Origin of the sequence: Bartonella sp. AC70YNML, from assembly GCF_042196545.1 — a bacterium.
In the GTDB taxonomy this organism is placed as follows: domain Bacteria; phylum Pseudomonadota; class Alphaproteobacteria; order Rhizobiales; family Rhizobiaceae; genus Bartonella.
Map to the genome: position 1 here is coordinate 51350 of NZ_JBHIQK010000010.1, position 14235 is coordinate 65584.

The 14235-nt window shown below is 35.6% G+C and carries 13 protein-coding genes and 1 pseudogene; 10 read left to right on the forward strand and 4 right to left on the reverse strand.

All coding sequences use genetic code 11. The features are described 5' to 3' along the window. Nucleotides 1-11: 11 nt before the first annotated feature. Both ACFIMU_RS07340 and ACFIMU_RS07345 read right to left on the reverse strand, forming a co-directional pair. Nucleotides 12-320, reverse strand: a complete 309-nt coding sequence (locus ACFIMU_RS07340; protein ID WP_212112790.1) for a type IV secretion system protein VirB3 — start codon at nucleotides 318-320, stop codon at nucleotides 12-14. Beyond that, a complete protein-coding gene (locus ACFIMU_RS07345) occupies nucleotides 321-641 on the reverse strand; it encodes a TrbC/VirB2 family protein (protein WP_375696961.1) in 321 nt (106 codons plus the stop codon). Between the two features lie 398 nt (nucleotides 642-1039). On the opposite strand from ACFIMU_RS07345, the gene ACFIMU_RS07350 reads away from it, so the two are divergent. From ACFIMU_RS07350 to ACFIMU_RS07360, 3 genes and pseudogenes are all read left to right on the forward strand, one after another. Further along, complete coding sequence (locus ACFIMU_RS07350; RefSeq protein ID WP_375695838.1) at nucleotides 1040-1765, forward strand: hypothetical protein; 726 nt, start codon at nucleotides 1040-1042, stop codon at nucleotides 1763-1765. A 1032-nt stretch (nucleotides 1766-2797) separates the two neighbouring features. Further along, nucleotides 2798-3034, forward strand: a complete 237-nt coding sequence (locus ACFIMU_RS07355; protein WP_375607261.1) for an EexN family lipoprotein — start codon at nucleotides 2798-2800, stop codon at nucleotides 3032-3034. Nucleotides 3035-3499: 465 nt separating this feature from the next. After that, nucleotides 3500-3890 (forward strand): annotated as a pseudogene (locus ACFIMU_RS07360) (integrase); the annotation flags it as partial. A 382-nt stretch (nucleotides 3891-4272) separates the two neighbouring features. On the opposite strand, the gene ACFIMU_RS07365 reads toward ACFIMU_RS07360, so the two are convergent. Beyond that, the gene (locus tag ACFIMU_RS07365; RefSeq protein ID WP_375608097.1) at nucleotides 4273-4632 is read right to left on the reverse strand and encodes a helix-turn-helix domain-containing protein; all 360 of its coding nucleotides are present in this window, start codon (nucleotides 4630-4632) and stop codon (nucleotides 4273-4275) included. A 1190-nt stretch (nucleotides 4633-5822) separates the two neighbouring features. Between ACFIMU_RS07365 and ACFIMU_RS07370 the strand changes: the two genes are divergently transcribed. Both ACFIMU_RS07370 and ACFIMU_RS07375 read left to right on the forward strand, forming a co-directional pair. Then, nucleotides 5823-6668 (forward strand): TIGR01459 family HAD-type hydrolase, encoded by an 846-nt coding sequence (locus ACFIMU_RS07370; RefSeq protein WP_375607263.1) that lies wholly within the window; start codon nucleotides 5823-5825, stop codon nucleotides 6666-6668. Next, entirely contained in the window at nucleotides 6668-7669 is a 1002-nt protein-coding gene (locus ACFIMU_RS07375; protein ID WP_375696962.1) for a bifunctional riboflavin kinase/FAD synthetase, read from the forward strand. The genes ACFIMU_RS07370 and ACFIMU_RS07375 overlap by 1 nt, the downstream gene beginning before the upstream one ends. Nucleotides 7670-9749: 2080 nt before the next feature. On the opposite strand, the gene ACFIMU_RS07380 is transcribed toward ACFIMU_RS07375, so the two are convergent. Next, on the reverse strand, nucleotides 9750-10079 hold the full coding sequence (locus ACFIMU_RS07380) for a TIGR01244 family sulfur transferase (RefSeq protein ID WP_375687703.1): 330 nt from the start codon (nucleotides 10077-10079) through the stop codon (nucleotides 9750-9752). 1003 nt (nucleotides 10080-11082) lie between these two features. Here ACFIMU_RS07380 and parA point away from each other — a divergent pair. The 5 genes from parA to ACFIMU_RS07405 all read left to right on the forward strand — a co-directional run bounded on the left by parA (nucleotide 11083) and on the right by ACFIMU_RS07405 (nucleotide 13792). Then, a complete protein-coding gene (gene parA, locus ACFIMU_RS07385; protein ID WP_375607266.1) occupies nucleotides 11083-11712 on the forward strand; it encodes a ParA family partition ATPase in 630 nt (209 codons plus the stop codon). After that, nucleotides 11709-11939 (forward strand): hypothetical protein, encoded by a 231-nt coding sequence (locus ACFIMU_RS07390; RefSeq protein WP_375607267.1) that lies wholly within the window; start codon nucleotides 11709-11711, stop codon nucleotides 11937-11939. The genes parA and ACFIMU_RS07390 overlap by 4 nt, the downstream gene beginning before the upstream one ends. Before the next feature lie 1106 nt (nucleotides 11940-13045). After that, nucleotides 13046-13312 carry an EexN family lipoprotein gene (locus ACFIMU_RS07395; RefSeq protein ID WP_375607268.1) on the forward strand — a complete coding sequence of 89 codons (267 nt, stop codon included), beginning with the start codon at nucleotides 13046-13048 and terminating at the stop codon, nucleotides 13310-13312. A gap of 3 nt (nucleotides 13313-13315) precedes the next feature. Beyond that, the gene (locus ACFIMU_RS07400; RefSeq protein WP_375614688.1) at nucleotides 13316-13528 is read left to right on the forward strand and encodes an EexN family lipoprotein; all 213 of its coding nucleotides are present in this window, start codon (nucleotides 13316-13318) and stop codon (nucleotides 13526-13528) included. Between the two features lie 45 nt (nucleotides 13529-13573). Continuing rightward, nucleotides 13574-13792, forward strand: a complete 219-nt coding sequence (locus ACFIMU_RS07405) for an EexN family lipoprotein (protein ID WP_375614687.1) — start codon at nucleotides 13574-13576, stop codon at nucleotides 13790-13792. Nucleotides 13793-14235: the final 443 nt, after the last annotated feature.

A 14235-nucleotide genomic window follows, 5' to 3' on the forward strand; every position in this document is an offset into this window, starting at 1 on the left:
GTTTCGTTCCTTCAGCTTAGTTCCTTATAAGTGCGGATAAGGCGTAAAGGGGAGGTTGAACCTCCTCCCCATCGGTTGAGGTTTTTTTGTTTTCCTCGGGTATTGAGCCATGCAAATAATACGCGAAATTGGTTGTGATCGTACTTTGTCACTTCTCGCAAAATAAAGTGCATCCCAATCCCAAGACCAAACATGGTAAAATCACTGGTCAAAATGAAAAGAATGGATGTCGCCATAACATTGAGCGCCATCGCTTCCATTGTAACACCAGCAAACATGGCCGGGCGCGTACAGGCAAGGAAAAGAGTATCTTCGTTCATTTATGTTGTGCCCGCTAATTTGCCGACGAGAGTGGGGGCACCAAAAACAATAGCAATCCCCAGAACACAGTAAGCTGCTTTGCGTAAATCAATAAAGCCGTACATCCAGCCAATCCCCACAGCAGCAACACATATAATAGCAATAAGCCTTGCCGTTGGACCCGTCATCATTGTGACAATGTTGTCTAAAACACCATCAAGCTTCCCGAAACCACCTCCATTAGTAGAAGAAGCAGCATAAGAAAGATCTGATACAAGCAATGCTGTAAAAAACAGCATGGTCACGATAAAAATGATGTTTTGGAATCTATTATCTGTCATTTTACCTCTCTTTAACAAATAATATTTGTTCATATATCGACATTCCATCGCCTCTAACAAACTGGAGAGTGTTGTCATTTGATGACAGTTTAATTCTTCTCGTTTGTTTGTTTTAAAAGCCTTGATCGTGGATCTGTTCACTCTCAAGCTCTTCTTCGTAAAGAGACAGAAGTCTTTTCAAATTGAGATTGTGTTATATGAAAATGGCAATTTTAAGTTGTGTATATTGGTAAAAATAACAATATTAAAATAATGAAAGAAAGAATATCATTCTTTACAAAATGTAGTTAATCTGCAACACTTATATTTGGATTTTTTCTTTAAAAACAAGGGGATTTCTGATCAATAATCTGACATGATAGGAAAAAAACGAATTTTTTGAGCGAGCGTGTTAAGAGATGCTATTTAAATTGATTGTTATTATTTACATTATGGGGGCCACAGTGTGGGGATTAAGCCAATATAAAGATAAAATGGATTTCAGCATTCTTAAAACATTTGAGACGCAAGATATCCAAGATATTGTCGATCTCTATCGAGAAGAAAAAAAGTTGGGTAGACCTATCGCTAAACAGCAATTAGAAAAAAATGAACCAGCTCTCGATTTGCAGAAGAGTGTTTCATTAAATGATGTTGCAAATAATGCTGTTGTTTTTCATGGTAAGGCTTCTGTTACAAGTGGGGTTACATTTAAATTACTGACGCCTGCTGCACAATCTTGGCGCTCACATATCTCCCGTGATATTCATCTTTATGGTGTGGACACATGTGCACCCCGTCAAAAAGCAAGATTAAATGATCAAGAATGGCCCTGTGGTGTGGTTACAATGGCTTGGCTTGTCACCAAAACACTTGGGCAGGATTTATCCTGTAAACAGGCTTTGATGCACAATGGTGTTTATTATGCGCAATGTTTTGTTCAAGGGGTTGATTTAGCTGAGGCAGGTCTTACAGAAGGTATGTTGGTACTCTCAAAAGAGGGGAAAAATCCTATTCCAGTCCAGTATCATCATGCGGAAGAAAAAGCACGTGGCAACAAGATTGGTCTTTGGTCGAGTGATTTCACTGAACCTTTAAAATGGCGGCGAGATAATGGATCCTATAACCCCTTTGCTAGTCCATGATTGGTTTTAACGAACATATTTACTTAAATTTTTATAGAAAAAACTTTATCAATAAAATTGTACCAAATCGTAGAGCAAGTTTGAATAAACGGTGAGATTATTTTCGTTTTTGAAGTAAATGGATGATACATTCATGTTGAACAGAGATTTGCTCTTAAAATAGCTTCTCTTATTGATGTGTTTTATAAAAGCAGGAAAATGTCATTGTCGGTGGCAAAGCATTTTTGAGTATTTGTGTTTGAAGGAGAAAGTGAGGCGATAAAAAACGCTCAAGAAACGGATTTCTAGAGCGGTGTTGATGAAAGTAAAAAATAAACAGATCTCCAAATGGTGTAACGTTTGATATAATGGATAAAATCTTTCACAATGCCTTAAAAGAATTCATAGAAAAAGTTTTTTCATCAGAATTTTGTCTTCAGGATTGGATCACGTTTTTTACTTCTTTAAAAGTGATCAATCTGTTGCATTCCTTGAAAAGCTTTCATAATTATCTGCTTTTAAATTCAGACTTCCAAATGATGGATGGATTTCAAATAGACTCTACACGAAGAAATCTTCGTAAAAATGATTTGCATTGCTGATTGTTTTCTATATATCACAAAACGTTTCTATTTAGGCCTTCGATGGGGAACAATGATCAAAATATAAATAGGTAAAAGAAGGGGCTCGTACTTTGTTTGTTATGGCCTCATAGTTCATTGATCGCAATACTAACCATTATAATGTTCATAGACTATCCTACTGGATAGGGATAATTTTTATCACAGTCTCTATATTTGAAATTAGTTGGACAAAAGCTTTAGTCCGCTTTCTGATTTTATCATTTGTGGTCAGTTTTGGCTTTTTCCTTCTCATAGTATTTATGACAAATTCATACAATGGTTGTCGTGAGCTCTTCTTGCGTTATTTTACTCAGAGTATTTGCTGTGAAAGCAAGCAAGTAATAGTAAGGCTGTATTCTCATATAGTGTGAAAATTAAAAATCCATTTAGGGGATGATGTTAACAAATAAGCTCTTTAAAGAGGGGTAAAATGAAAAAAATTATTTTATTATGCATGGCTCTATTATTCGTTGTGGGATGTGAAAAAACTTATAGTGTGGAAGATTTTAAGAAAGATGCAAAATTAAGAGAAGAATGGGGAAAGAAATGTTTTCTTTCAGGACTAGCTGTTCAGGAATCTAAAAATTGTCAAAATGTTCTCCAAGCAGATAATGAACTATTTTTCTCGCCAAAGCTTGATTCTACAGGTCGTGAACACGGCTTTTAATAGAAATATACACTCTACAATAAATTTTGATATATTAATGTCTCAATAAAGAAGTTACTATTCAAAGAATAATTGCCTCTTTAATTTTTATAGGTAGTAATCGTTATCATTTTTTAGATAATTGCCTCAAATTGTATTGGTCATTATGTTGTTTGTTTCAACTTTGTAAAATTGAGGATTATTCTCACGAGAGTATAGGATTGCGTTGTCTTATGATGGCATTGGTATCGCATTGAGACTTTAGAGGAAAGAAAATGCTTTTAGGAATGTATAATGATACCAAGTCTTTATACAATAAATTCATTTATAATGATAATTTACTGTTTGTATGTTGAGTGAGAGTCCCGAATATCGTAAGATTCTCTCATTTCAAACCTGTTTATGTTGAAGCAATCAAAATCACTTTCTTGCATATCACAAGCGGGGTGAGTATGTGGATAGAATTTGTATAAGAAAGGACTAAAAATAGTTCTTATGAATCGTCTTAAGTGCCAAGAGCTGTTGCAACATTGGGAGCTGGCAAAGTTTGTGATGGTGCCGGGTTGCTTCCCCACAAGCGTAAAGATGGGGCTGCTCAATGAATTTACCGTTATACCATTCATGGGCATTGTCGCGAAGTGGGCTTGGGTACTTTAAGAGATGTTTTTTTAAACAAGTCTATGAATTGGAAATTGGGTGGCGTTCTATTTTACGTGAGGGTTGTTACCCCATTAAAGAACGCGATAAACAAAAGCGTGAGGCAATAAGCAATCTGCATTATTTAAAAGATATTGCTTTGGGTATTTTTGAAAGCCGTAAAGCTGAATTAAAAGGAGATGGGAAAGATGGTAAATGGTTTTCACCTTTATGCCTTTATAAGCAGGCATCTTACGAAAGTATATTAAATGCACATCGTTTAAAATTAATGGAGTGTCCACAGCGAAGAGGGCGCTACCCTTTATACGTATGAATGCTTGTCCTATTGTGCTGTAAAACACTATTGTTTGCGGTATGGTGATATAAGACACAAAAATTTATGCATAGGCTGTTTTGATAAGAGAGTGTGATGAATATTCAAGGGAGGGCTTTTTTATATAATTTTGTGAAAGGAATCCTATGAAATTGAAAGCTGAGAAGGAGTTATTTTTGAGAAGGCGGATTGTTTATCAACCGGTTTGAGGAGGGAGCGTCCCTTGAGGTGTGGGGAGAAAGCCAAGAATAGGGCGTGTAGTACCCTATAGCTATGCTTTTAAAGCGTTTTAATTTTGATCACAAATTAAGTTTAAAATCGCTTTCTGCTTGACAGATGTGAGGACTCTAAAACTTTTTAAAAGCAAATATTCTTCTTTGTTCGAGGCGATTTCATCATAATGGTATGGGGTATTGTCTTTTTTGATGATATCAGTGTAAAAAAAGGCAAGTGGAACATTAAAAATATCGGAAATTTCCTTTAAACGTCCTGCGTTCACGCGATTTAAGCTTTTTTCATATTTCTGGATTTGTTGGAAAGTGATACCTAAATGATGCCCTAATGTTTTTTGATACATTTTTAGCATTTTTCGCCTAAAGCGAATCTTTTTGCCCACAAAAAGATCAATATTAAGATTTGGAGCTTGCATTTTTCCCCCACCGATTGCGAGCGCCCTCGCATGAGTATTCCGGGAGTTAAAAGTACTGAACTTAAATCAGCATTTTGCTTTTAGTGCGTCGACACACTTGGACATAGCAAAATCTCCCAGAATTCCGGGATACCCGAAAAGCGGGGTCAATTCATGTTTGAGTTTTCAGGCTTTTAATCCCTATTAGTCGTTGCGTATGCGGCCAAGACACTTTCTGACTCATAAAGTAATTTTAGGAGATTGGCAATAAAAATAGTTTTTCTTGAGACGGATAAATTTTTTTAAATAGGAGGTTTTTTGCCTTTCAAACTTTTAAAGTTTTCTTACTAAACGCATGACATCAGATATGCATTTTACGAAGGTAAACCTTGGTTTTTAAGCTCAAGGCACCGCTTACGGTGTTGCTCTTAACCAATAACCAAAATGGCTTGTTTTGATACGTCTGAGATATCATGATGATAGGGGAAAGCTTTTATGAGTAAAGAGCCCTCATGCAAAATAAACTCAAAACATTATAGATCTGATTGTTGTATATTCACATGTTTGTTTTAGAAGATATTTCTCAATGTTAGCGCCTATTTTACAATGGTGCTTCGTAAAATATATAGTGTAAAAGCTTCTATGAATGGGATAAAAGCTATATTCCTATCTTTACTGAAAAAAAGATGCTCGGACGGCACATACTCTCTGCCAGTTCAAAATATTACGACAGTTTTTGCCTTTGAAAGGGAGCATAAGAGTTTTTCTCTCTTCACATGTTTTTATCTGTACGCTCTCTGCTTATAATGTGTAAGCGAATAGGTTTTGATTGATTCAATATAAACAAATTTGAAATGAGAAAATATATTGGGCTTTCTCATGATGCATGTTTTTAAGAGGGGGATACGTTTATTTTCTCAGTGAAGAATTTGAGTATTTTAAATAAAAAACTCTATCAACGTCGTTGTTGTTAGAATTAAAATTTTTATGAGAAAAATGAGCATTGGGGAATGATAAGCTTTTGCTATCAAGCATTTTAGAATTTTGCACAACTTAATGATAACTTAGTTATTTTATCATTTCTTATGATCTCTATAGACGATAAAAAGTTGGGATATGGTTTGAGAAAGCAGATGACACAAGTATTATCTTTCGGTAAGTAGTTTTGAAGTAAAAGACAGCTTTAAATGACAAATAGAGATAGGTGCACCATGAATGAACTTACCCATATTGAGACTATTATAGCGCATTATGATGCTGTTTTTTGTGATGTGTGGGGTGTTGTGCATAATGGTGTACATGCATTTGAACCAGCGTTGAAGGCGTTGTATAAAATCCGACAAATGGGAAAAACTGTCATTTTATTAACCAACTCCCCTCGGCTACGGGAAGATGTTGCTGCTCAATTACAAAGTATGAATGTTCATAGCGACTATTATGATGCCATTATCACCTCAGGGGATGTAACGCGCGATCTCATTCAGAATGCTCCACGTAAAGTTTTTTTCATTGGTTCACAACGTGATTTGGTGCTGTTTGAAGGGTTAGAGTGTGAATTTGTTGAAGAATGGGAGGCTTCTGTTGTCGTCTGTAGCGGTTTTCTTGAAGATTTTGACGAAGAACCCTCTGCTTATGAGGAGATGTTTCTTCGTATGCGGGCGCGGAATTTACCTTTTATTTGTGCGAACCCAGATGTGATTGTCCATTATGGAAATAAAGAATTTTGGTGCGCTGGTGCATTGGCTCGTCTTTACCAACAATTAGGAGGGGAAGTGCGCATTGCTGGAAAACCTCACGAGCCTATTTATGAATGTGCCTTTGAAAAACTTCAAAAAATACGGGGAACAGTAGAAAAAAGTCAAGTTTTAGCTATTGGTGATGGTCTTTTAACGGATATTAAGGGAGCGGCTCACTTTGGTCTTGATGCCCTTTATATTATGGGGGGGATTCATCATTATGATTATACGCAAAATGGTGTGGTTGATAAGCAAGCTTTGCATTCTTTTCTTGAACATCATGGTTATAAACCACAAGCAATCATGTGGGCACTTCAGTAATGACTAATTTTTTGCGTCTTCAGGGAATTCATATGTTTCCCTCGGCTTGGCGGGGAGCAGTGTTGGCACTTGGAAATTTTGATGGTGTTCATTGTGGGCATCAGGTGGTGTTGCAAAAAGCACTTGACTTTGCGCGGATAAAAAAGAAACCAGCCGTTGTTTTAACCTTTGAACCACATCCAAGAAGTTTTTTTCAACATTCAACTCCTGTCTATCGTTTGACAGAGGCAGCTGAAAAAGCTGAAATTTTTAAAACCCTTGGCTTTAATGGTGTGATTGAACAGCCCTTTGATGCACAGTTTGCCGCTCTTTCAGCGGACGAATTTATTAAGTCTTTTTTAAAGGAAGTTTTTGATGTTTCAGTTGTGGTGACAGGCGAAAATTTTCAATTTGGTCATCAGAAAAGTGGAAATGTACATCTTCTTTGCAAAAGGGGAGAGAAATATGGATTTGAGGTTGTGCAAGTTCCTTGCGTTGCTCGTCCTCAAGAATCACAATCTTTGATTATTTCCTCGAGTTTTATTCGGCAACTTCTCTCACAAGGGGAAGTGGACAAAGCAGCCCATTTGTTAGGGTATCACTATCGGATATGCTCCAATATTATTCAAGGTGAAAAACTTGGACGTCTTTTGGGATTTCCTACCGCTAATCAAATGTTGCCTCCCCAAGTTCGTTTGGCTCATGGTGTTTATGCGGTACGTTTGCGTCGTGCGAACGGTGTTTTGTATGATGGTGTTGCAAGCTTTGGTTGTCGTCCAACGGTTGTTAAGGATGGGGCGCCCCTTTTGGAAACCTATTTGTTTGACTTTAACGACGACCTTTATGGGGAAAATTGTACCGTTTCTTTTTTCCAGTTTTTGCGAGGACAAGAAAAGTTTGATGGACTTGAACCTTTGATTGCCCAAATGCATCGTGATGAAAAGAAAGCAAAAGAAATTTTAAAAACAGTACAACCATTATCAACGTTGGACAGACTGCTTACTTTTAAAAATATGTTCTAAATTTATCTGAAAAAGAGAGAAGAGCTGTAAAAATAGCACTTAAAGTGATTATAATCACAAAGATATATTCCAAAACGTCGTGGAATATATGTTTTTTCCGTTGTTGAGAGGGAGAATCGAATATCTGAAGATCTGATTTTGGCATCATTTTTTTCAAAGTTCATTTGAGGGCTTTTATTATCATCCAAAAGTTTACGGCATGTTTCTTTCTGATCCGTTAAGATCCATGATGCAAGATGTAGTAAATGAATAAGTACCAAGAGTATTGGGCAATGATAATAAATTGTGAAAAGAGAGAAATGCTGTTTTTAAAATTGATGTTTTTTTATTTTAAAGTTTATTGCTTCTTTTTTCTGATTTGTCTTATTATGCCGTTTATACTATATCGCCTTTTATAATGATATTTGGCTCATGTAAAACTTTACGCATGTAGTATTTTTTGTTCGTCGTATGATGAAAATTTTTAAGCGGGTTTTAGTTTGTCGAGTCTCGTAAAGTAGATCAATGGTCAGCAGCGGCTTTCGTGTTAACCAATCGCGTCAATGAGAATGAAGCTGATGAGAAAGGCTTTAAGTCTCGTTTCTCTCATATGTTGTGATGGGGAATACATATTAAGGAGACTGCGATTGATTGCAGATAAAAAGAAATCATTGCGAGAAAGCAGGTATATTTGTTTCAAAATTTCTAATGCTTTTGATGGATAAAGGTACAATTTTGTTGTCGTAATATGTCAATCTTTTAGATTCTCAAGCTAAGAACTATCCATATATTTCCTTTGTCCTTCACAAAGGTAAGGCCTATAATGCAAAGGAAAGACAGTCTTGTAAGGATATGAAAACACAAAGCCAATAATGTTTTGTTGTTTTTTGGTAGAAGTATTGGATAAAAGTTAGAACATCTTTCCAGTCTATGTTCGGTCTATTCATGACTTTATCGTATTATTTTTCTCATAAAACTTTTTCTTTAGCGATCCCCAATGCAGCAATATGTTTGAGATAAAAATTAAGGCGCTTTAATGCTCTTTCTACTGTTACAGCTTTTGTATGCTAGATGAGGAGAGCCCTATTGCATTATCCATTTGCGTAATCTCTGAAATCGGTTTACAGCCTTATTGGAAAAAAATATGAAGTTATCAAGGGAAAATCAGTCCAGATGACTGTCTTTTTTAAATTTGGCTTTGCTACTTTCAAAAGTGTCCAGAGCAATATCTCTTAAATCATGAAAATAACAGCTTCAGGCTTTTGTTGTTCTTTGAATAGGATATCAGATCCCACAGGTAAAATAAAATGCTGGAATGTCCTTGTTTTACTAATTTATGCGCTTCTTTTAAAGAAATATCTCTCAACGCTTCTCATATTCATTTTCATGATGGCTCTCATGAATGGTATCATGCAAGTTTCGTTGAGCGCTATCATCTTTATGCCTAATAAAAGAGAATCCGACACCATCAGTTATATTGACAAGCTTTCAGTTTTGTACAGCCTTAGCTATTTGAGAGCGTTTATGAGAGTTTGTTCTTAACTCGTTTTATTTCACATGAACACTTCCTGCTTGTGACATGTAAGAAACACGCTTTTGATTGATTCACTATAAATAGACTTGAGAGAATCTTACGGCATTAGGATTTTTTACTCAATGTGCAAAATAATTAATTGTTATAAATCAATATGTTGTAGTTAATCATAGATTATGGCTTACGGTTTTTTTATAAAATACTCTGCATGCCTTTTATTCGGAATATGGGGTTTTCTTAGTGGTTTTACTGTCGTTTTAGGTGTCTGTGGCGTACGAATGAGCTCGTATTGGTAAAGGAAGAGAAAAAGAAGGTGGAGCAGTGATAAAAAGTGAGGTGAAAATAATTTTCTTTGATCATCATATGCATTTTCATGCATTTTTATGGCTTCGGGTGTGCATGCTTGTTGTATATTAAGGAGCAAAGCTTGCTTGTAGAGTTTTATGAAGAGGCAAGCCAAGGGAAAGGCGCAAGACAAAGATTATTGACAGATTGTTTGTTAAAAATCGATGTGTATTTAAGAATTTTTGTCTTTTAAGGCGAGGAGGAAGTGTGCATACCCTCTGTTTAAAGATGCGCTAAACGATAAAGATGCAGCGAGCGTGATCCGTGATGACAATAGGCAAGAAGAGGCAGAGAGGCTGTTTTTAAAATTGTTTGCATGGCTTCAACAGCTGATTTTTCTATAGTTGGAGGAGAAATGGGAATGTGATAGGCTTTTATGCCATATTCATTTGCGACCGTTTTAATGCTAGAAAAGTCAGGTTGATGGAGCTCTTCGTGATCGGGGCGGTTACAGATAATTGTTTTAAAACCAGCTTGTGCCAATGTTTTGATATTTTCTATGCTAATTTGTGCACTGATAAAAATATCAGGTTCAATTTGTTGTAAATTCATTTTTGTTTATTCCCAATTGCACGATCTTCACGATACCCTCTGGTCTGTTATATAGAAAGAAGATAATGAAGGTAAGTTTTTCAGTGGCATCTTAACAAAAATATTCTTTTTGTCGAGAAGATCTATTTGGGAAAAACGAGCTTTAAGATGCAAAATATCTCATTCCGCAACATGTTCGTTATGCGATCTTATAAAAGACGGATGTTTGGTCTTTATGGATAATCTATAGTGTTTACTCAGCATAGACATTTCATTGTGTTGTTTGTTTACACGCTTGCTAGAGGTATCCTTATTTCTCTTAAGCCCATTTTACTCTGTCGAGCGTCAAAGAGTATAAAATTCACGGATCACCACTCTCTTTACGCTTATGAAGAAGGAAGTCGGTACCATTGTTATATTTGCCAACCCCCAATATTGTAATAGTTCTTGGTACTTGAGATTCTGCATAAGAAGCATTTTAAATCCTTTCTTGTACAGTTTTACTCACACGCCAGCCCTGCTTGTACGTACAAGAGATATGATTTTGATTAATTTAATATAAGAGGTATGAAATGAGAGAATCTTCCTGATTTCGGCTCTCTCATTCAACGTGCGAAACAATGAATTCTCCTTATAGTTTGTTGTATATTCAGAGTGGAGCTTGTTTGTAGAGTTGCATTAAGTGGATTGCATGAAAGGAGAAGCCCAAAAGGCCGGCGCAAAATAAGAAGCTGGATCATTTACAGAGCATTGTTTACAGATCGACATGGATTTAAAAATCTTTGTTTTAGGGTGGGGAAGAAGAGCGTGTTTCGTGTTTAAATTTTTCTTATCCTCAAGAATATTATTTTTATAATATTTCGCTCAATGCTAAAAGTTAAAAGAATATTATAAAGATAAAATTGGGTGGTGTCGTTTTTATCCTAAAAATGGGAGAAGTAGTTGTTTTTCATGTGTTGAATGCTTGCTTCTTTTGTTATTTTCAGTATTATCGTAAAAACGATAATACTGAAAGGCGTAATGGATGATCATTGGACTTTTGAATCAAAAGGGAGGTGTCGGAAAAACGACGTTGAGTGTTAATCTTGCCGCCAGTTTTGCACGTACTGGTGCACGTGTATTGCTTATTGATGTTGATCCACAGGGAAGCGCATTGGATTGGGCTGCTGCACGTGAAGATGCACCTTTGTTTTCGGTTATTGGTTTACCGCGTGCAACGGTTCACAAAGAGATTACACAGATTGGGCATGGTTATGATCATATTATTATCGATGGCCCTCCGCGTGTAACTGATCTTGCTCGTAGTGCTCTTATGGCTTCGGATTTGGTGCTTATCCCTGTTTTGCCTAGTCCCTATGATATTTGGGCAGCGGATGGAATTGTAAAGCTGATTGATGAAGCACGTGTTTATAAAGAAAATCTTAAATCTGCTTTTGTCATTAATCGTAAAATCGTCAATACAGCGATAGGGCGTGATGTGAACGAAGCTCTTGGCATATACCACGTGCATGTTCTTTCTTCTAGCGTTGCGCAGCGCGTGATTTTTGCAGAAGCAGCAGCACAGGGGAAGGCGGTTTATGAAGTTGATGAGCAAGGACCAGCAGCAGCAGAGATTGAAGCGGTTGCAGCGGAAATCAAGGAGTTAGCGCGATGAATAAAAAAATTAAAATCGGCACAAAACCAACGAATAAATCAATTCCTTTAACAGCGGATGCATGGGTAGGAAGCCACAAAGGGAGCATGAATGGAGGGATGAAGCGCCTTACGATTGATATACCAGAAAGTTTGCATCGGTTGATTAAGGTCAGTTGTGCAAGTCGTGGAACTAAAATAGCTGATGAGGTCCGCGAATTGCTTTCACAAAAATACGGAAAAGTGTAAAAAATGATACGATAATTTCGTTGGTTTGAGTGCTTTTTCTAGAGATGATATCGATTGTTTTTATACGAAGTTAATAATAAAAGCGCTCTTCCTTTTTCACGATGGTTGCTTCATTTAAGTTGTTTTTCATAAGGTTCTGTATCATCTTATGAAAGAGCTATGTGTTTGCGAAAAATTCTCCATTTCAAACTTTTCCCTATAAATGTGATAATCATCATACTACTTATTATCTTATATCTCTAGATGAATAGATAAGTTTATTCTTCCATAAAAATTATCTTGATAATGATTTTAAACATCAGGTTATTTTTGTTTATTTTACTTAATACATGGGTAAATAATGTAATAATGTAATAATGTAATTAAGAGTAGCGTTGATTATTTTTTTCTGTTATGCAGCAATCCATTTTATTAAATTATATTCATGTTTATAAAGGGGGGGGAATAAAAATAAGTAAAATTTACTGATATTGACGCGCTATAATTTTTCCTAATAAACAAAAGAAGTCATTGAGTATACTATAGACAATATTTCTTACATTTATATGATTTTATAGTCTTAAATAGTTAATGCCATTCGTAATGATATACAAGGCAATAGGCTTTTTTCTTCAATTGGAAATGTATAAGATTGCTTTTTTAGCATTTCTATTGGCTTTTAAAAAGTGCAGGGGGGGACTTAAAGCTTTCTTTTCCGGTGGTTTAGAAATGATAAGAGCGCAATTAGTTGATTAAAAGGTGTATTCTTTCGTTTGCAGGGAATTTGCAATGGGTATAGGCATAACGAATTTTGGGTAAGATATTCGTACTGTTTCTCGTTACCAAGAGGTTCTTGAAGGAAAAGAAATGATTAAAAAGCTTTTTGAGAATGTCAAGATATCAGAATTTTTGCTGAAGTTTTAACACTTCAAATACAAAGAGCAGCCGTGCAGATAATGTTACAAATGCAAGTCTGATAAATGAAAGCAGTTTTCATGATTTAATATGTTTGCGTTGGAAGTGTACGTATTTGCAAAGGAAAGTTAGACGCAAGGTCACAATATAGGAGGGGATGTGAACCCAAAGATATTGTTAATAAAATATAAAACAAAGAGAGGGGTTAAATCATGAACAAGATCATTATAACAGCGCTACTGCTTTGCGTGGGATTTGTCGTTGCTGGTTGTGAAAAAACTTATAGCGTAGCAGAGTTTAAGAAAGATCCCAAATTACTCAATCAGTGGTTAGAGAAATGTTTTATTGCAGGAAGTTTTGATTCAAAAAATTGTAAAAACGCAGAACAAGCTGAATTAGAAACTCGTAAAAAATGGGGAATTTTCGGCTCTGGAAAGGACGACCAAGAAAAAACTGAAGATAAAAAAGAAGGGAATTAAATCATGAATAAAGTCATTATTACAGCATTGCTCCTTTGTACTGGACTTGCTGTTACTGGTTGTGAAAAAACTTATAGTGTAAAAGAATTTAAAACAAATGAAAAATTATACGAGGAATGGGCAAAGAAATGTGAGAAGGATGATTCACCGCTCAAATCCTCTCAAAATTGTAAAAACCTTCGACAAGCATATATAGAACTTTTTTTAAGGCCCTAAATTGTGTCCTAAACTTTGTAAATTTGAAAAAAGGGGAATTTATTTATGAATAAAGTTATTATTACAGCATTGCTGGTTTGTACTGGACTTGTCGTTGCTGGTTGTGAAAAAAACTACAGCGTAGCGGAATTTAAGAAAGATAAAACATTACTCGAAGAGTGGGCAAAAAAATGTGAAAAGCTGGATCAATCTTCTATGGAGAAATCTAAAAATTGCCAACATGCCAGACAAGCATATATGGAACTTATGTTTGGCATTAATTAAAAACATACAGTTTAATAAATAAAGAATTGTTTAGTTATTGATTCTATTGCGTTTTTAGGCTATCTCTAACTTTTAGAGAGTCTTTTTATGGCTTCAAGAATTAGTCTTTTACGCTTAGTACTCTTTGTATAAACGGATGCTATACTGTCATTGTTAAGCCCAAAAGTGCTTTCAATTGTAGATAGTATTGCCTCCCAATGAGTTGTTACGTGTTACTGCTAATTTTTTAATGTTTTGGTTACATGTATTTAAAATATGAGATTAAATTTATCTTTGGGGTGTTTTTTTGCGTTTATCACAAATAAATGTTTCATAACACTAAGATCGTCTTTAAGCGTTGCGGCTAATTTCGGAAAAATTCGGAGGAAACATTTGTTTGGAAATTACTTTTCTCTGTTTTAATAAAGAGAAAAACATTCTGAATGGAATTATTATCGTTTCAT